The sequence below is a fragment of the Pseudomonas sp. GCM10022186 genome, assembly GCF_042656385.1.
In the GTDB taxonomy this organism is placed as follows: domain Bacteria; phylum Pseudomonadota; class Gammaproteobacteria; order Pseudomonadales; family Pseudomonadaceae; genus Metapseudomonas.
Window position 1 is genome coordinate 76,824 of sequence record NZ_JBHSOU010000076.1, and the last position, 16,344, is coordinate 93,167.

Annotated in this window: 18 protein-coding genes; 10 read left to right on the forward strand and 8 right to left on the reverse strand. The window is 65.5% G+C overall.

From position 1 onward, the window contains the following. Nucleotides 1-184 precede the first annotated feature (184 nt). The 7 genes from ACFPU0_RS28210 to ACFPU0_RS28240 form a co-directional block, all read right to left on the reverse strand. A complete protein-coding gene (locus ACFPU0_RS28210) occupies nucleotides 185-712 on the reverse strand; it encodes a cytochrome C (protein ID WP_377696598.1) in 528 nt (175 codons plus the stop codon). A 17-nt stretch (nucleotides 713-729) separates the two neighbouring features. Then, nucleotides 730-1,251 (reverse strand): methylamine dehydrogenase light chain, encoded by a 522-nt coding sequence (locus tag ACFPU0_RS28215; RefSeq protein WP_377696599.1) that lies wholly within the window; start codon nucleotides 1,249-1,251, stop codon nucleotides 730-732. A gap of 15 nt (nucleotides 1,252-1,266) precedes the next feature. Further along, nucleotides 1,267-1,878, reverse strand: a complete 612-nt coding sequence (gene mauD, locus ACFPU0_RS28220) for a methylamine dehydrogenase accessory protein MauD (RefSeq protein WP_377696600.1) — start codon at nucleotides 1,876-1,878, stop codon at nucleotides 1,267-1,269. A gap of 3 nt (nucleotides 1,879-1,881) precedes the next feature. Next, the gene (locus ACFPU0_RS28225) at nucleotides 1,882-2,421 is read right to left on the reverse strand and encodes a MauE/DoxX family redox-associated membrane protein (protein WP_377696601.1); all 540 of its coding nucleotides are present in this window, start codon (nucleotides 2,419-2,421) and stop codon (nucleotides 1,882-1,884) included. A 12-nt stretch (nucleotides 2,422-2,433) separates the two neighbouring features. Continuing rightward, nucleotides 2,434-3,588, reverse strand: a complete 1,155-nt coding sequence (locus tag ACFPU0_RS28230) for an amine dehydrogenase large subunit (protein WP_377696602.1) — start codon at nucleotides 3,586-3,588, stop codon at nucleotides 2,434-2,436. 439 nt (nucleotides 3,589-4,027) lie between these two features. Further along, a complete protein-coding gene (locus ACFPU0_RS28235) occupies nucleotides 4,028-4,543 on the reverse strand; it encodes an ankyrin repeat domain-containing protein (RefSeq protein WP_377696603.1) in 516 nt (171 codons plus the stop codon). A gap of 97 nt (nucleotides 4,544-4,640) precedes the next feature. Then, nucleotides 4,641-5,261 (reverse strand): LysE family translocator, encoded by a 621-nt coding sequence (locus ACFPU0_RS28240; RefSeq protein WP_377696604.1) that lies wholly within the window; start codon nucleotides 5,259-5,261, stop codon nucleotides 4,641-4,643. Nucleotides 5,262-5,394: 133 nt separating this feature from the next. Here ACFPU0_RS28240 and ACFPU0_RS28245 point away from each other — a divergent pair, with 133 nt between their 5' ends. The 8 genes from ACFPU0_RS28245 (at nucleotide 5,395) to yjiA (ending at nucleotide 12,559) form a co-directional block, all read left to right on the forward strand. Further along, the gene (locus ACFPU0_RS28245) at nucleotides 5,395-5,841 is read left to right on the forward strand and encodes an Lrp/AsnC family transcriptional regulator (protein WP_377696605.1); all 447 of its coding nucleotides are present in this window, start codon (nucleotides 5,395-5,397) and stop codon (nucleotides 5,839-5,841) included. A 213-nt stretch (nucleotides 5,842-6,054) separates the two neighbouring features. Further along, complete coding sequence (locus tag ACFPU0_RS28250) at nucleotides 6,055-6,918, forward strand: MBL fold metallo-hydrolase (RefSeq protein ID WP_377696606.1); 864 nt, start codon at nucleotides 6,055-6,057, stop codon at nucleotides 6,916-6,918. 169 nt (nucleotides 6,919-7,087) lie between these two features. Continuing rightward, on the forward strand, nucleotides 7,088-7,252 hold the full coding sequence (locus tag ACFPU0_RS28255) for a hypothetical protein (protein ID WP_377696607.1): 165 nt from the start codon (nucleotides 7,088-7,090) through the stop codon (nucleotides 7,250-7,252). A gap of 17 nt (nucleotides 7,253-7,269) precedes the next feature. Then, complete coding sequence (locus tag ACFPU0_RS28260) at nucleotides 7,270-7,428, forward strand: hypothetical protein (protein WP_377696608.1); 159 nt, start codon at nucleotides 7,270-7,272, stop codon at nucleotides 7,426-7,428. A gap of 560 nt (nucleotides 7,429-7,988) precedes the next feature. Further along, on the forward strand, nucleotides 7,989-8,591 hold the full coding sequence (locus tag ACFPU0_RS28265) for a hypothetical protein (RefSeq protein WP_377696609.1): 603 nt from the start codon (nucleotides 7,989-7,991) through the stop codon (nucleotides 8,589-8,591). 528 nt (nucleotides 8,592-9,119) lie between these two features. Next, nucleotides 9,120-11,177 carry a carbon starvation CstA family protein gene (locus ACFPU0_RS28270; RefSeq protein ID WP_377696610.1) on the forward strand — a complete coding sequence of 686 codons (2,058 nt, stop codon included), beginning with the start codon at nucleotides 9,120-9,122 and terminating at the stop codon, nucleotides 11,175-11,177. Nucleotides 11,178-11,190: 13 nt separating this feature from the next. Next, the gene (locus tag ACFPU0_RS28275) at nucleotides 11,191-11,394 is read left to right on the forward strand and encodes a YbdD/YjiX family protein (protein ID WP_377696611.1); all 204 of its coding nucleotides are present in this window, start codon (nucleotides 11,191-11,193) and stop codon (nucleotides 11,392-11,394) included. Between the two features lie 190 nt (nucleotides 11,395-11,584). Continuing rightward, complete coding sequence (gene yjiA, locus ACFPU0_RS28280; protein WP_377696612.1) at nucleotides 11,585-12,559, forward strand: GTPase; 975 nt, start codon at nucleotides 11,585-11,587, stop codon at nucleotides 12,557-12,559. Nucleotides 12,560-12,742: 183 nt separating this feature from the next. Here yjiA and ACFPU0_RS28285 read toward each other — a convergent pair whose 3' ends face one another. Next, complete coding sequence (locus ACFPU0_RS28285; RefSeq protein ID WP_377696613.1) at nucleotides 12,743-14,008, reverse strand: OprD family porin; 1,266 nt, start codon at nucleotides 14,006-14,008, stop codon at nucleotides 12,743-12,745. Nucleotides 14,009-14,180: 172 nt separating this feature from the next. Between ACFPU0_RS28285 and ACFPU0_RS28290 the strand changes: the two genes are divergently transcribed. Together ACFPU0_RS28290 and ACFPU0_RS28295 are read left to right on the forward strand one after the other, a co-directional pair. Next, nucleotides 14,181-15,527 carry a cache domain-containing protein gene (locus ACFPU0_RS28290; RefSeq protein ID WP_377696614.1) on the forward strand — a complete coding sequence of 449 codons (1,347 nt, stop codon included), beginning with the start codon at nucleotides 14,181-14,183 and terminating at the stop codon, nucleotides 15,525-15,527. 34 nt (nucleotides 15,528-15,561) lie between these two features. Further along, entirely contained in the window at nucleotides 15,562-16,194 is a 633-nt protein-coding gene (locus ACFPU0_RS28295; protein WP_377696615.1) for a response regulator, read from the forward strand. Nucleotides 16,195-16,344: the final 150 nt, after the last annotated feature.

Genomic DNA, 16,344 nt, shown 5'->3' on the forward strand with positions numbered 1-16,344 from the left:
CACCCTACGTGCCGATTGACACGGAATCTCCTCCAGTCGGTAGCCGTGTAGGGCGTGCTCCATGGTTTGCGCGGCTGATCGTTGGGTTTCGCTTCGTTCTAGCGGAACGCAGTCCGCACAGGCATTTCTCTCAGGCAAAAAAAGCCCGCCATGAAGGCGGGCCGCAAGCCGTCCAGCTGAATCGTCAGTAGTTGTCGCCCATGCCGTCGTCGATCTCGAGGCCCTTGTCGCGCATCTGCCTGATCAGGCCGGCGCGGGTGTCCGGCAGGTTGAGCAGGGCGACCTTGCGTACCGCCGCCACTTCTTCCTCGGTATAGGGCTGGTAGTCGTCCGGCATGCTCTTGCCGGCCATGCCGTCCTTGCGCAGCAGCCAGTTCAGCAGGTCGGCCAGCTGGGCGTTGTTCAGCGCCGACTGGGACATGCCCGGTACCCGCACGAGGAATTCGCGGCCGCCTTCGACCTTGAGGAAATTGCCGACGAAGTCCCTCATCTTCGGCGTGTCGTTGGCCTTTGATCCGCTGCCGTCGCCCAGGTGGCAGCCGGCGCACTGCAGCTGGTAGTTCACCGGAGTGCTGTAGCCGGCCTGGGCGATGGGCTTTTGCAGCTCCTCGTTACCCGGCGCGGGCTTCTGGGCCGGGTCCGGAATGGCACGGGCCAGGGCCGGGGGGGCCGCCATGGCGCATAGCAGTCCGGCAATCAACAGGTAACGCATGGCAGCCCTCCGGCAGGTCAGATCGCGACGCCGCGGATGATGGACACGGTGCAGTGGTAGATGTGCGACTTGGCCGCCAGGCACCAGTTGACGTCGTTGTTGTTGAACGGACGGTACAGCGGCTCCTCGCTGTCGTTGCGGGTGCAGGCGCACTGGGCGCAGCTGTGCTTACCGCAGCAGTCGTTGTAGGAAATGATGTAGTCCTTGCCATCGGCCGGGTTGCGGCAGGTGCCGATCCAGGTCACCTGGGAGGCCTCGGTGCCCGGCGGGCAGGAGGTGACCGTGCCGCCGCAGCAGCTGCACAGGAAGCCGTCGATGGAGCAGTAGCGCCAGTAGTCGCAGCTGTTGGGATCGCCCGGGTCACCGGCCTTGGGTGCTTCGGCAGCCAGGGCCTTGCTGGTGCGGTCGATGGGCAGCAGTACCGGCAGGGCGGCGCCGGCCACCATCAGCGAGCCGATGCGGCCGAGGAAGTTGCGCCGCGACGTGGTGTCGGCGACATGGCGCGTGGAGCGCTCGAACAGGCGGTCTAGCAATTTCATGGAGAGCTCCCTTCCTTAGTGGTTGTGCGCGCCGTGGGCGTGCGAGTGGTTGTGCAGGTACTGCTGCAGGGTTGCGCTGCCCAGGTGTTCTGCCTCGAACAGGCTGTCCAGGTGCTCGCGGGAGTTCACCAGACCCTTGGAGCGCAGCACGCCGGCCTTGTCGATCAACGCGGCATAGGGGAGCTTGCCGATCTGGTAGGTCATGCCCACTTCCGGGCCGACCACGTAGGTGGCGTTTTCCAGCTTGTGCTCGGCGATCAGTGCCTGCTGGGCGTCCATGTCGCCGTCGCTGACGTAGATGACCTCGAGGCGATCGGCCTGGTCCCTGGCGATGGACTTGATGGCCGGCAGCAGGGATTTGCAGATCGGGCAGGTGGGCGAGAGGAAGAACAGCAGCTGGGCTTTCTCGCCGGCATAGCCGAAGTTCACCGGGCGGCCGTTACGGTCGGCGGCGGTGACTTTCGGGGCTGGTTCGTTGACGGCCACGCCTTTGTCGACCATCAGCGCGCCGGCCGGGGCCAGGCGGCCGTGGAGCACGCCGATCTGGCGTACCAGGCCCATGACGGCGAAGGCCAGGGCGATCAACAGGCACCAGAGCAGGACGTTGGAAACGATCAGGGCTTCCATAATTCACCTTCCAATAAGTTTGAGCAGACGGGGACCGTTGGCCAGCAGGCCATCGGCGGCGGCATAGACGAGCAGGGCCACGGCGGCGGAGGCGATCACGACGAAACCGTCGAACACGCCCAGCTCGCGGCTGTGGGGGGCGAGGCTGGCGACCAGCGCCAGGCCCACCAGTACGGCGTTGCGTGCCAGCAGCACCGGGCGGATCGGTTGGGCCTGTTCGGGCCCGGCGCAACCGCAGTCGATGTCGCGGCGGCCGCGCCACAGGTTGATCGAGATGGCCCCGGCGTAGCCGGCCAGCAGGGCGGCCGCGGCCAGGGCCGCGACGTGGCGGCTGGCGGGCACCAGCAGGGCGAAGGCCACCGCCACTTCGACGAAGGGCAGGACCCGTGCCACCGGGCGCACCAGGCCGCGTGGCAGCAACTGGTAGTCCTCCAGCTGGTTGGCGAAGCGCGCCGGCGCACGCAGCTTGTGGGTCGCCGCGCTGGCCAGGATCACCGCGACCGCGAGGGCGGCGGCGATGACGAAGATGGGATCGGGTTGCATGGCTGCACCTCGTCAGTGGCTGAGGACCTGGATCGGCGTCTTGGCGATACGTTCCATGGTGCCGGTGTGCTTGCCGCTGGTCAGGTCGAAGACTTCCAGGCCGCCGCTGATGTTGGTGCCCAGCAGCAGGGGCTTGTCGTCGCTGGTGGCGTGCAGGCTCCAGATCGGGTTCGGCGCTTCCAGGGTGCCGATGCGCTTGTGGGTCTTGAGGTCGTAGATCCAGACGATGGGGCTCGGGTCTTCCCACTTCATCGGCTCGTGGGCGTCGTGCATCAGCACGTAGAGGCGGTTCAGCTTCGGCGCCACGGTGATCAGCTGCCAGCCGCCCGGGGCCCAGCCGGCCTTCTTCTCGGTGTCCTGGTCCACCAGTTCCCAGGCTTCGAGGAGCTTCGGCTCCTTGCCGGAGAAGTCGACGCCGCGCACGGTGCCGGTGGTGGTGACGAAGTAGTAGGTGTCGCCCACGGCGTAGGCGCGCTCCACCAGCTTCTCGGCGTTGGGGTCGAAGAAGCGGGTATGGGTGCGGGAGATTTCCTTGCCTTCGTCGTTCAGGGTCACCAGCTGCAGGTTGCCGTCGCCGCACAGGGAGGCGAAGGATCGCTTGCCCACCGGGTAGTTCAGCACGCAGCCGGGGATGGCGATCTCGCCGGCCACGGCCTTGGCCTTGGTGTCGACCACGGTCACCGAGGTGGACGGGGTGAAGTTGTAGACGTAGACGAAACGGTCATCGGCGCTGGCGCCCAGGGCGTAGCGCTGGGTCAGGGTTTCGGCGCGCTTGGTGGGGATCAGCACTTCCCAGGACGGCGACAGGGTGCTGGTGTCCCAGGCGGTCAGCACATCGGTGCGGGTGCCGCGGGTGCCGCGGGAATAGAAGAGATCGGCGGTGTACAACAGCTTGCCGTCGCGGCTCAGGGTGGAGGGCGCGGCGAAGCCGGTGCTGACCATGCCGAGCATTTTCTTCTTCTCCGGGTCGACCACGGTCACGCGGCCGGCGACGAAGTTCTCGAACTCCACGTCGACTATGTAGGCGCGGTGGGGCTCCGGGGGGTAGGGCAAGGTGGTCTGGCCGATGCCTGGATCGGCCGGCAGCTCGGCGCGGGCCGGGCCGAGGCCGATGAGCGAGACGCCCAGGGCCAGCGTTGATTGGGCGAGGATCCTGGTTATTCGCATAGGGGCGGCTCCCTGAATTATTGGTCTTTGTCGCGGGTGCAGGGCAGAAATCTGCAGTCCTAGTCTGCCTCTGGCTGCTGGCGGGGAGCTTGTTGTCCGTGCCAACCCCTTGTGTGCCCGTGCCACAAGTTGTGGCCGGCTGCCAACGTCCATGGGAAAGCTCGCCAGAAAGCATAGCTTTGCTGCGTCATGCCCAATGGTTACGCCGGGGGAGCCTGAGGTTCCGAACGCGATCCGGGGTGGGGTATGTCCCGGATATGGACTGGCGAGGTTCCGCAAGACCATCGGGCGGATGGCGGGAGAGGGGGGAGGGACGTTGTAGGGGCGAACTCATTCGCCAACCGGACCGCAGGTTCGGCCGGCAGGGCGTCGGGGCCGCTGCGCGACCCTTGGCGATTGAAATCGCCCCTGCAGGGTTGGACGGTAACCAGGATACCTGTTAGCCGGGGATGGCCATCAGGGCTTCCACCGCATCCTTGGCCCCCATGCGCTGCGCCAGCAGCAGCGGGGTGACGCCATCGGCGTCGCGGGCCCGGGGATCGGCGCCGCGCTCCACCAGCAGGCGGATCACCTCCACCCGGTTGAACATGGCCGCCATCATCAGTGCGGTCTTGCCATCCGGGGTGGCGCCTTCCACCTCGGCGCCGAACTCCAGCAGTAGTTCGATCATGGCCAGGTCGCCTTTGAAGGCGGCACCGGCGATGGGACTCTGGCCGGCGCTGTTGCGCAGGTTGGGGTCGCCACCGTGCTGCAGCAGCAGGCGGGTGGTGTCGAGGTGGCCGTGGTAGCTGGCCAGCATCACCAGGCTGTCGCCCTTGTGCGAGCGGATATTGGCCGGCAGGCCCTGGGCCAGCAGTTGGCCGAGGCGTTCGCTGTCGCCCGCGCGGGCGAGGTCGAGGACCTCTCGGGCGAAGGCGAGGGTTTCATCGTCCGGTCGTGGCTTCTGTTCCGTCATGTCGGCTCCCTGGTTCGGCTGGAAAACATGCTCTGCATGATAGGCAGCAGCGCCACAGCTGGTGAGCCAAGAGAATCTATCGGGCGCATTGCCGCATTCAGCTGGCGCTGACCCGCACCAGCTGCCAGGCGGCGAAACCCAGCAGCACTACTCCGGCCGTGCGGTCGATCCATTGCATGGTGCGGGCGTCCAGGCGGTGGCGAACGGTGGCCACCCCCAGGCTCAGCGCCAGCCACCAGAGGGCCGAGCCGCAGAAAACGCCCAGTACCATCAGCAGGCCGTCCGCACCCGACAGCGCCTCGCCGCCGGACAGGGTGGCGAAGATGGCGATGAAGGAGAGGATGGTCAGCGGGTTGCTCAGGGTCAGCAGGAATACCGACGCGAAGGCCGGCAACGCCCGTGTCGGATCCCCGGTCCCGGCAGCGCGTTCGGGTGGGGTGGCGCGCAGCATCTTCATTCCCATCCAGGCCAGGAACAGGGCGCCGGCCAGGGCGAGCGGGGTGGCCAGCGCGACGAAGGCGTGGGTGAGGGCGCCGATGCCGAAGGCGCCCAGCGCGCCGTAGCAGGCATCCGCCGCCGCCGCGCCCAGCCCGCTGATGAAGCCGATACGTGCGCCATGGCCGAGGCTGCGCTGGATGCACAGCAAGCCTATGGGGCCGACCGGGGCGGCTATGGACAGGCCGGTAAGGACGGACTTGAGAAACAGCAGGGCTTCCATGCAGGGGCTCCGGCGGCGATGGACATGGCCGACATTCTGCGCTGCACTGCCTTGGGCTTGAATGCAGGAACTACGGTTGTTTCCGATCAATGCCTGAAAAACTAACTAAATATCCGCTGGAGGCCTGATAAACATGGAGCTGGATGCGAAGTCCTGGAAAATCCTGCAAGCGGTACAGGCCGAAGGGCGGATTTCCCTCACCGATCTGGCGGCGCGGGTGGCGCTGTCCCTGCCGGCGACCTCCGAGCGCCTGAAACGCCTGGAAGAGGGCGGGGTGATCGAGGCCTACCGCGCCGTCGTGTCGGCGGAAAAGGCCGGCTACGGGGTGATGGCGCTGATCGGCATGACCACCCCGCAACCGGACAAGGCCCGCCTTATCGCCCAGTTGCAGCAGATGCCCGAGGTGCTGGAGTGCCTCCACGTGACGGGCCAGGATTCCTTCATCCTGCGCGTGGTCACCCGCGATATCCGCCACCTGGAGCGCTTCGTCGGCAGCATCAACCACTTCGGCGAGACCCGCACCTCCATCGTCATGTCGGCGCCGATTCCGCTGCGTGGGCTGGAGCCGCCTGGCGACTGACCCCAGGCGAAGAAGCGCAGGGCCTTGATGCCGTGGCTCCAGAGCGGCGCGTCCAGGGCATCCAGCCCGGCCTGGCCGGTGACTGGTCATTGGCAAGCCTGGCTGTTCGTCCTGGCCATGGCCGCCGGGATGCTCCTCTACGCAAGCCTGGAAGCCCGGCACAGGCGCTGACCTGGAAACTAAGCTGAATTAACCAGGATTGGAGTGCGTTTTATGAACCCGCGCGTGGAAGCCTTCTTCGACCCGGCTACCTGTTCCTACAGCTATGTCGTCAGCGACCCGGAGAGCCGCCGCTGCGCCATCATCGACCCGGTGCTGGACTATTGCGCCGCCAGCGGCCGTACCTCCCACGCCGGGGCCGAGCGCATCGCCAACCATGTGCGGGAGCAGGGCCTGGTGGTGGACTGGCTGCTGGAAACCCATGTCCATGCCGACCACCTTTCCGCCGCCGCCTGGCTCAAGCGTGAGCTGGGCGGGCAGTTGGCCATCGGTGGGCTGATCACTCAGGTGCAGCAGCGCTTTGGCGAGCTGTTCAATGCCGGCCGGGACTTCGCCACCGACGGCCGCCAGTTCGACCGTCTGCTGCACGACGGTGACCGCCTGGACATCGGCAACCTGGAGTTGTGTGCCCTGCATACGCCGGGCCACACCCCGGCCTGCATGACCTATGTGGTGGGGGATGCGGCCTTCATCGGCGACACCCTGTTCATGCCTGACTACGGCACCGCCCGCTGCGACTTCCCCGGCGGCGATGCCCGTTCCCTGTATCGCTCCACCCGGCGCCTGTTCGAGCTGCCGGACGCCACACGGCTTTTCCTCTGTCATGACTACAAGGCACCTGGGCGCGACGAGTACCGTTACGAAACCACGGTGGCCGAGCAGCGAGCACGCAATGTCCATGCCCACGAAGGCGTCGACGAAGAGACCTTCGTCGCCATGCGCACCGCCCGCGACGCCACCCTGGCCATGCCGGCGCTGATCCTGCCGGCGGTGCAGGTGAACATGCGCGCCGGCCAGCTGCCACCGGCCGAGGCCAATGGCATCCGTTACCTGAAGATTCCCCTCGACATGCTCTGAGGCGTCACCCCGCCAGCCCCAGCTCCTTGGCCCGGGCGATGGCCTGGGTGCCGCCTGGGGAGAAATCCTGCGGGGCCATCCTTGTAGGGGCGAATTCATTGGGTATGAACCTCGCTCCTGCAAATGAATCCGTTCCCATGGCAATGCGCCGGATTGCGCGGCTTCTTCCATGTCGGCCCTGCTCGCCCTTGCCGTGAGCCTGGTCACCAGCGTCCTCGTGCAGCCGCGCTTCGGCGCCGAGGAGGCGCGCCTGTCCATCCGCGGTTCCGCCCTGCAGCGCACCTTCCACGGCCGCGGCCTACTGCTGCCGAGGGCTACGCCATCCGGGGGCTGAAGGGCGGTTATCGGCCGATGGAAGGCCTGGGCTTCTTCGTGGAGGGACGTAACCTTTCCGATAAGACCTATGTCGCCACCACGGGGTTGATCGCCGACGCCCAGGGCCGGGACAGTGCCCAGTTCCTGCCGGGCGATGGCCGCAGCCTGTACCTCGGCCTGGAGTGGCGCATGTGACGGCCCCGCCGCAGGCCCCATTGGCCGGCGGCTCCACGCGGGAGAGATGCCGCCGATGACCAACCGTGCCCCTCGTGCCCGCCGGTGGCCTCTGCTGGGCGCCTGCCTCTGGCTGTTCCTGATGACCCTGTTCGGCGCCGAGGCGACTGGTGACGAGCGGCCGGGACTGGAGAACGCGCCCGACGAGGGGCGGGGGCAGGGTGCCATTGCGGGACAAACGGACCGGGGAAGCGGCGGCACGGGTTTATAATGGCGCTGCAGTACTTTGCGGAGTTCAAGCACCCCCGCCATCCTGTTGTTCGCGCTCGTGCCAACTCTGACGGACGATGGAGCCGGGCAGCCTCCTGAGGGGAGCGCTGGCCCGACACCCACCGGAGGAGAGAGGCGGCTCGCCCGGCCAACCCCGATCACGGCCAGCGACCCTGAATCGACATTTCAACTCCAGAGGCTTCTCAGGCCCCGTGGCCAGCCAGCCCTTGCGACAAGGGATCACGGACTCCCGCTCTCTCTGTTCTCCGCCCCGCCGGCCTCTGTGATGGGGCCTGACAGGAGGTACGGACATGAAAAGAACGATCGCCCTATCCATTCCCGTGCTGTTGCTCGCCGGAGCACTGTCTTCAAGCGCAGTGGCCGCGGACGGCGCGCTGATCTTCCGCGGCGGCATCGGCGTCCTGCCGGTATCCAGCGGGCAGGGCACCGAAGCCATCGCCACCGTGGTCAACCGCAACCTGGTGCGTGGCGTGCAGCCGGCCGGGCAGATCTGGGTCATTCGCAGGTTCAACGCCCAGGTGACCCCGACGGGTGACATAGTCGCCGTCGGCCGCGGGCTGATCCTCGGTGGGGGCAACAACATCGGCAGGGCCACCGGGCAGTCGGTCTTCGCCACCCTGTTCTGTGGTGCCGTGGAACCCTTCACGGAAAGCAGTACCAACCTGGTCGGCGTGCCCCTGAACGAAGAAGGTGACTTCGTGATCAGTGATGTGCTTGCACCGACTCCACCGGCGCCTTGTGACAGCCCTGTGCTGCTGATTCGCAATGCCGCCAACTCCAGCTGGTTCGCCGCGGGCATCCCGAGGGCCAGTATCCTGCCGGATGAGATGGAAGATGCCCTCCCCATGGAAGAACTGCCACCGGAAACACCGGAAACACCGGCCATGCCTTGAGGGGGTGATATTCCGGCCCTGCATCGATAACGCCCTCTCGCTTCGGGGAGAGGGCGGGGGAGCCCGCTCAGCGTCGCCCATCGCTGCCGCTCCAGCGCCCGGATATATTCCCCGGCATCTTCCGCCTCACATCACAGAAGGGGGGGCCGTGGACTACCTCGGCGCATTGCTGGCCATCTCCGGCATGCTGATCGAGCGGTTGCGCACCACGTTCCTGCAGGCTCTGCTGCAGAAAAGTTCATGCTGGCTACGTAGCCCGTAGGATGGGTCGAGCGGAGCGATACCCATGCGGCTGCCGGCTGATAGGTTTCGCAAGCTCAAGCCATCCTGTGATCCCACAGTACCTCTCCCGCATCGATTCCTGCCCCGGGATGACCCATGCTGGCTACGTAGTATTACGTAGTCGTGTTTCGTAGTTGTGCGAATGTCTCCGCGGGTGCTGGGCGCCGATAGTGTCGGCTGCCCTTATCCGGGCATACACAACTACAAAAAACGCCGCAGGTAACCGCCAGCGGCAGGAGACATTCAATGACCCAACTGGCTACCCGAATTGCCTGGTTCGCCGTTGCCCTGCTGGGCGCATTTGCGCTGGGTACAGTGGCGCTGCGCCGTGGCGAGGCCATCAACGCTCTCTGGATCGTTACTGCTGCAACCGCGATCTACCTCATTGCCTACCGTTACTACAGCCTGTTCATCGCCAACAAGGTGATGCAGCTCGATCCCACCCGTGCAACGCCTGCGGTGCTGAACAACGACGGTCTGGACTACGTGCCGACCAACAAGCACATCCTCTTCGGTCACCACTTCGCCGCCATCGCCGGCGCCGGCCCGCTGGTGGGCCCGGTGCTCGCCGCGCAGATGGGTTACCTGCCCGGCACCCTCTGGCTGATCGCCGGCGTGGTCCTGGCCGGCGCGGTGCAGGACTTCATGGTGCTGTTCCTTTCCAGCCGCCGCAACGGCCGCTCGCTGGGGGACATGGTCCGCGAAGAGATGGGCCGGATTCCGGGCACCATCGCCCTGTTCGGCTGCTTCCTGATCATGATCATCATCCTCGCGGTGCTGGCGCTGATCGTGGTGAAAGCCCTGGCCGAAAGCCCCTGGGGCATGTTCACCGTGATGGCGACCATCCCGATCGCGGTGTTCATGGGCGTCTACATGCGCTACATCCGCCCGGGCCGCATCGGCGAGATTTCCATCATCGGCGTGGTGCTGCTGCTGGCCTCCATCTGGCTCGGTGGCCAGGTGGCGGCGGACCCGGTGTGGGGCCCGGCCTTCACCTTCACCGGCGTGCAGATCACCTGGATGCTGATCGGCTATGGCTTCGTCGCCGCCGTGCTGCCGGTGTGGCTGATCCTCGCCCCGCGTGACTACCTGTCGACCTTCCTCAAGATCGGCACCATAGTCGGCCTGGCCATCGGCATCCTGGTCATCGCCCCCGAGCTGAAGATGCCGGCGCTGACCCAGTTCGTCGACGGCACCGGCCCGGTGTGGAAGGGCACCCTGTTCCCCTTCCTGTTCATCACCATCGCCTGCGGCGCCGTGTCCGGCTTCCATGCGCTGATCAGCTCGGGCACCACGCCCAAGCTGCTGGCCAACGAGACCCATGCCCGCTACATCGGCTACGGCGGCATGCTGATGGAATCCTTCGTCGCCATCATGGCCATGGTCGCCGCCTCGGTGATCGAACCGGGCGTGTACTTCGCCATGAACAGCCCAGCCGCGCTGGTGGGCACCGACGTCAACGCCGTCGCCGCCACTGTCAGCAGCTGGGGCTTCGCCATCACCCCGGAAGTGCTGCAGCAGACCGCCACCGATATCGGCGAGCACAGCATCCTCGCCCGGGCCGGCGGTGCGCCGACCCTGGCCGTGGGCATCGCGCAGATCCTCCATCAGGTGCTGCCGGGCGAGAACACCATGGCCTTCTGGTACCACTTCGCGATCCTCTTCGAGGCGCTGTTCATCCTCACTGCGGTGGACGCCGGTACCCGTGCCGGTCGCTTCATGCTGCAGGACCTCCTGGGCAACTTCGTGCCGGCGCTGAAGAAGACCGAGTCCTGGACCGCCAACGTGGTCGCCACCGCCGGTTGCGTGGCCATGTGGGGCTGGCTGCTGTACCAGGGCGTGATCGACCCGCTGGGCGGCATCAACACCCTGTGGCCGCTGTTCGGCATCTCCAACCAGATGCTGGCGGGTATCGCCCTGATGCTGGGTTGCGTGGTGCTGATCAAGATGAAGCGCCAGCGCTACGTCTGGGTCACCCTGGTGCCGGCCGTGTGGCTGCTGATCTGCACCACCACCGCGGGCCTGATCAAGCTGCTCGACCCGAACCCGGCCGTCGGCTTCCTGGCCTTGGCCAAGAAGTACAGCGATGCAGCCGCCGCCGGCCAGATCCTGGCCCCTGCCAAGGACATGGGCCAGATGCAGCATGTGATCTTCAATGCCTACACCAACTCGACCCTGACCGTGCTGTTCCTCTTCGTGGTGCTGAGCATCCTGTTCTACGCCATCAAGGTGGGGCGCAGCGCCTGGATGAAGTCCGAGCGCAGCGACAAGGAATCGCCCTTCCAGCCGATTCCGGACGCTTGAGGAGTAGCTGCGCATGTTCAATGACCTGAGCCGCATGGGTAAGTACCTCGGGCAGGCCGCCCGGATGCTGGTGGGCATGCCCGACTACGACAACTACGTCGAGCACATGCGCAGCAAGCATCCGGACAAGCCGGTGATGAGTTACGACGAGTTCTTCCGCGAGCGGCAGGACGCCCGCTACGGCGGCGGCAAGGGACGGCCCGTACGCTGCTGCTGAACCCGTCGATGCGGTAACCTGAGCGCCACGCATGCCGTGGCGCTCTTGTTTCCGCGCCTGCAACAGTTGCCATGTACCCGTAGGGTGGACATCGCTTTTCATGTCCACCATTCGTGGCCTGGCCGAACTCCGCTGGTGGACCGATGAAGCGTGGTCCACCCTACGCGACTGACTTTCGAGGATTGCCCCGATGTCTGCCCATCTCCCCATTCCGGTCACCGTGCTCAGCGGCTTTCTCGGTGCCGGCAAGACCACTCTGCTGAAACATATCCTCAAGGCCGAGCACGGCCTGAAGATCGCCGTGATCGAGAACGAATTCAGCGAGACCCCCATCGACAGCCAGTTGCTCGGCGATGAGCCGGTGCAGGTGATGACCCTGGCCAACGGCTGCGTCTGCTGCTCCATCCATGTGGAACTGGAAAAGGCGCTGTTCCTCCTGCTGGAACGCCTGGACGCCGGCGAACTGGCCTTCGACCGCCTGGTGATCGAGTGCACGGGCCTCGCCGACCCGGCACCGGTGGCGCAGACCTTCTTCGCCGACGAGGAACTCTGCGAGCGCTATGTGCTGGACGGCATCATCACCCTGGTGGATGCGGTGAACGCCGAACGCCACCTGCAGGAAACCATCGCCCAGGCGCAGGTGGGCTTCGCCGACCGCCTCCTGGTGAGCAAGCGCGACCTGGTGGACGAGGCGCATTTCGACGCCCTCTGCCAGCGCCTCTCGCGCATCAACCGCCGGGCGCCGATCCGCGTGGTGGACCACGGCCGCATCGACCTGGCCGAGCTGCTGGACGTGCGCGGCTTCAACCTCAACGCCGATGTCGGCCCGGCGCTGGCCCTGCGCCCGCTGGCCCCGGCCGGCACGCCCGACCGCATCGGCACCCTGGTGCTGAAAAGCGAGTGTCCGCTGGACATGGACAGGCTCAGCAGCTTCATGGAAGGGCTGCTGGAGGAACACGGCAACTCCCTGTTGCGCTACAAGGGTGTGCTTTGCATCGACGGTGAGCCCCGCCGCCTGGTATTCCAGGGCGTGCTGCGGCTCTACGGCTTCGACTGGGACAGCGAATGGGCCGATGGCGAGGCGCGGGAGAGCGTGATGGTATTCATCGGCGATCAATTGCCGGAGGAGAGGATCCGCGCTGGGTTCGAAGCGGCGCAGGTGTGAGGCCGCATTCGCGAATGAATTCGCTCCCACAGGAGGCGGGCGTGGGAACGTAGGATGTGGTTGAGCGAAGCGATACCCATCAACCCGGGTCCGCATGGGTATCGCTCCGATCGCGGAGCGCCGCCCGATCCATCCTGCAAAAGGAAAGCCCGCCGGATGGCGGGCCTCTTCGTCGGGAAACGCTTACCAGAGCGGCATCACGTAGCTGAGGATCAGGCGGTTCTCGTCGATATCGCTGGCGAAGTTGGAGCGCACCGTGGCGTTGCGCCACTTGACGCCGAAATTCTTCAGCGGCCCTTCCTGGAACACATAGGCGATGTCCATGTTGCGTTCCCATTCCTTGCCTTCTTCGCGATTGGCGCCCAGGTCGATGTTGTCGCCGGACAGGTAGCGGGTCATGAAGGTCAGGCCGGGAATGCCGAGGCTGGCGAAGTTGTAGTCGTAGCGGGCCTGCCAGGACTTCTCGTCCTTGTTGGCGAAGTCGCCGATCTGCACGTAGTTGACCAGGAAGGGGTCGGTGCCGTTGATGTAGGCGAAGCCGGTGTCGCCGCTCATGCTCTGGTAGCCGAGGCCGAAGGCGTGGCCGCCCAAGGCGTAGGTGAACATGGCGCCGAAGGCCTTGTTGTCGACGTTGCTGGTGCCTTCGTCGGTGGAGCGGGCGAAGCGCAGGTCGCTCTTGAAGGACTGCTTGTCGCCCAGCGGCAGCAGGTGCACGGCGCTGACATAGTGCTGCTTGTAGAAGTCGTCCAGTTCACCGTAGTGGTAGCCGGTGGTGAGGCTGTCGTTCCACTTGTAGCTGGCGCCGGCGAAGTTGAACGCATCGCTGGTGGTGCCCGGGCGGAAGCTGATGCCGCGGGCGCCGCCGTTGGCGATGGTCATGTCCTCGTAGTCGGAGGAGTCGCGCTGGTTGACCTGCTTGAGCTGGCCGGCGTCGAAGGTCAGGCCGGCGAGCTCCAGGGAGTTGAGCTGGCCGCCCTGGAAGGTCTGCGGCAGCAGGCGCGAGTCGTTGTACTGGACCACCGGCAGCTTGGGCAGCAGGGTGCCGACCTTGAGCACGCTTTTCGAGGCGCGCAGCTTGGCGGTGAGGCCGAGTTCGCCGTATTCGTCCTGGGCACGGCCGGTTTCGCGGTCGCGCTTGAGCAGGCCGGTGCCGCTGCGGTCGGGGCTGGAGTCGAGCTTGACGCCGAGCAGGCCGAGGGCATCGACGCCGACGCCGACGGAGCCTTCGGTGAAGCCGGATTCGTAGCGCAGGAGGAAGCCCTGGGCCCACTCCTCGGCCTTGGCCTGGGGCGCGTTGTCCTGGCGGAAGTCGCGGTTGAAGTAGAAGTTGCGCAGTTCCAGGCTGGCCTTGCTGTCCTTGACGAACTCGGCCTGGGCGGGTGTAGCGGCACCGAGGGCGGTGCCGGTCAGCAGGAGCAGGGAAGAATAGAGACGGTTATGACGGGGCATGTTCATATCTCTTGTTATTGTGGAAGCGGGTGAGCTGGCGAGCCGCAGAGGGGGCCAGCACAGCCGCGCAACTATTCACGGGCGAGCCGCCCATTGATATGCGCTGTTCTACCGACACCGGGTGCGTAGAACTACCGAGTTCCGGCTCGGCCGCGCGATGAAGTGAGTGACCATGCAACTCAAGTACAAGATCGTGACGCTCAGTGTCCTGCCGCTCATCGTTTCCGTGCTCTTCATCTGCGTCCTGGTCTTCGCCCAGAGCCAGAAGCTGGAAGAAGAGCAGGCAAGGCTGGTGGAGAGCAGCATCATGGCGGCCAAGAAGGCCGAGCTGAAGAACTACCTGGGGCTGGCCCTGAGCCTGATCGCGCCGCTGTACCAGAGCGGCCGCGACGACGAAGAAGCGCGGCAGCAAGCGCTGCGCATGCTGTCGCGGGCGAGCTTCGGCCTGGATGGCTACTTCTTCGTCTATGACCGCCACGGCAAGAACCTGATGCACCCCCGCCAGGCGAACCTGGTGGGCAAGGAGCTCATCGGCATGAAGGACAAGAACGGCCTGCCGGTGATCCAGGCGCTGCTGGAGAGCGCCCAGCGGGGCGACGGCTACCAGCTCTACACCTGGGAGAAACCGTCCTCGGGGCAGGTGACCGAAAAGCTCTCCTACGTGGTGATGCTGGACCGCTGGGGCTGGATGCTCGGTACCGGCATCTATATCGACGACGTCGAGGTGGCCACCCTCAAGTCCCGCCAGGAAGTGGCGTCGGGGGTGCTGACCACGGTACTGGCGATCGCCTCCTTCTCGCTGATCGCGGTGCTGGTGGTGTTTACCGGCGGGCTGATGCTGAATTTCACCGAGCATCGCCTTGCCGACCGCAAGCTCTCCGCCCTCAACCAGCGCATCGTCCACCTGCAGGAAGAAGAGCGTTCGCGGGTTTCCCGCGAGCTGCACGACGGCATCAGCCAGCAATTGGTGTCCATCAAGTTCCAGTTCGAGCTGGCCAGCCTGGAGCTGGAGAACGGGCAGGGCAGGGGGCTGGACAACCTGCGTGCGGGCACGGCACGCCTGGGCGAGGCCATCGGCGAAGTCCGGCGCATCTCTCACGACCTGCGGCCGTCGCTGCTGGACACCCTTGGCCTGTCGCCGGCCATCGACCAGCTGGTGCGCGAGTTCGAGCAGCGCACCGCCATCCGTACCCAGTACGAGCGCGAGCTGGACGACGCACAGGTCGACAAGGATGTATCCGTCACACTGTTCCGCATCATCCAGGAGGCATTGGCCAACATCGAGCGCCATTCCCGGGCCAGCGCCGCTATAATTTCGCTCTCCACATCGAAGCGTGCCATCGCCCTGCGGGTGGAAGACAACGGGGTGGGATTCGACCCCGGCCTGATGGACAGGAGCCAGGGAATCGGCTTGCGCAACATCAGGGAGCGGGTCGACCATCATCGTGGGACCTTCGCCATTTCCTCCTATCACGGCCGCACGGAGCTACAGGTCGAGATACCCGTGCAAAGAGCTTGAACGGCTCTCCCAGCAGCAGAACCAAGAGGCCGTGATGAGCTTTCCCCACCCCATCAGAATCGCGCTGATCGACGACCACGTGCTGGTGCGTGACGGCGTGAAAGCCCTGCTTTCGGCGATGCCGCATTTCGAAGTGGTGGCCCAGGCCGAGTCCGGCGCCGAAGCCCTGGAGCTGGTGGCTTCCACCGAGCTGGATCTGCTGCTGGTGGACGTCGGCCTCAAGGACATGAACGGCCTGGAACTGACGCGCAAGCTGTGCAGCCTGTATCCGGGCATCAAGATCTTGATCCTCAGCATGTACGACAACCAGGAATACGTGCGCACCTCCATCAACGCCGGCGCTTTCGGCTATGTGTTGAAGAACGCACCTTCCACCGAGCTTATCGCCGCCATCGAGGCCATAGTCGCCGGCGGCAGCTTCTACAGCCCGGAAATCGCCCGCAAGCTGGCCACCAATGTCCGCGACGAGAATGAACTCACCCCGCGGGAACTTCAGGTCCTCTCCATGCTCGCCAAGGGCCTGAACAACAAGGAAGTGGCCCGCGAACTGGATATCAGCGTGCGCACGGTGGAAACCTACCGCCTGAGCATCCGCCGCAAGCTGAACATCGACACCCCCGCCGCGCTGGTGAAGTACGCCCTGGAGCATGGGTTGATCTCGATCTAGGGGCAGGGCAAACCTTTGTAGTGGGAGATTCCATGTCAATCGGCGGGTAGGGTGGAAATCCCTTCAAGGATTTCCACCATCGGAGTTCGGCTGGGCCACGAATGGTGGATAGAAAAGCGCTATCCCCCTACATGGCTGACCCGCTTTTCT

Excerpts from the sequence above, each read along its gene's own strand:
- ACFPU0_RS28290 (WP_377696614.1), top strand. The coding sequence starts at position 14,181 with ATGCAACTCAAGTACAAGATCGTGACGCTCAGTGTCCTGCCGCTCATC.
- ACFPU0_RS28215 (WP_377696599.1), bottom strand. The coding sequence starts at position 1,251 with ATGAAATTGCTAGACCGCCTGTTCGAGCGCTCCACGCGCCATGTCGCC.
- ACFPU0_RS28225 (WP_377696601.1), bottom strand. The coding sequence starts at position 2,421 with ATGCAACCCGATCCCATCTTCGTCATCGCCGCCGCCCTCGCGGTCGCG.
- ACFPU0_RS28230 (WP_377696602.1), bottom strand. The coding sequence starts at position 3,588 with ATGCGAATAACCAGGATCCTCGCCCAATCAACGCTGGCCCTGGGCGTC.
- ACFPU0_RS28250 (WP_377696606.1), top strand. The coding sequence starts at position 6,055 with ATGAACCCGCGCGTGGAAGCCTTCTTCGACCCGGCTACCTGTTCCTAC.
- ACFPU0_RS28270 (WP_377696610.1), top strand. The coding sequence starts at position 9,120 with ATGACCCAACTGGCTACCCGAATTGCCTGGTTCGCCGTTGCCCTGCTG.
- yjiA (WP_377696612.1), top strand. The coding sequence starts at position 11,585 with ATGTCTGCCCATCTCCCCATTCCGGTCACCGTGCTCAGCGGCTTTCTC.
- ACFPU0_RS28260 (WP_377696608.1), top strand. The coding sequence starts at position 7,270 with ATGGAAGGCCTGGGCTTCTTCGTGGAGGGACGTAACCTTTCCGATAAG.
- ACFPU0_RS28210 (WP_377696598.1), bottom strand. The coding sequence starts at position 712 with ATGCGTTACCTGTTGATTGCCGGACTGCTATGCGCCATGGCGGCCCCC.
- ACFPU0_RS28275 (WP_377696611.1), top strand. The coding sequence starts at position 11,191 with ATGTTCAATGACCTGAGCCGCATGGGTAAGTACCTCGGGCAGGCCGCC.
- ACFPU0_RS28265 (WP_377696609.1), top strand. The coding sequence starts at position 7,989 with ATGAAAAGAACGATCGCCCTATCCATTCCCGTGCTGTTGCTCGCCGGA.
- ACFPU0_RS28235 (WP_377696603.1), bottom strand. The coding sequence starts at position 4,543 with ATGACGGAACAGAAGCCACGACCGGACGATGAAACCCTCGCCTTCGCC.
- ACFPU0_RS28295 (WP_377696615.1), top strand. The coding sequence starts at position 15,562 with ATGAGCTTTCCCCACCCCATCAGAATCGCGCTGATCGACGACCACGTG.
- ACFPU0_RS28240 (WP_377696604.1), bottom strand. The coding sequence starts at position 5,261 with ATGGAAGCCCTGCTGTTTCTCAAGTCCGTCCTTACCGGCCTGTCCATA.
- mauD (WP_377696600.1), bottom strand. The coding sequence starts at position 1,878 with ATGGAAGCCCTGATCGTTTCCAACGTCCTGCTCTGGTGCCTGTTGATC.
- ACFPU0_RS28245 (WP_377696605.1), top strand. The coding sequence starts at position 5,395 with ATGGAGCTGGATGCGAAGTCCTGGAAAATCCTGCAAGCGGTACAGGCC.
- ACFPU0_RS28285 (WP_377696613.1), bottom strand. The coding sequence starts at position 14,008 with ATGCCCCGTCATAACCGTCTCTATTCTTCCCTGCTCCTGCTGACCGGC.
- ACFPU0_RS28255 (WP_377696607.1), top strand. The coding sequence starts at position 7,088 with ATGTCGGCCCTGCTCGCCCTTGCCGTGAGCCTGGTCACCAGCGTCCTC.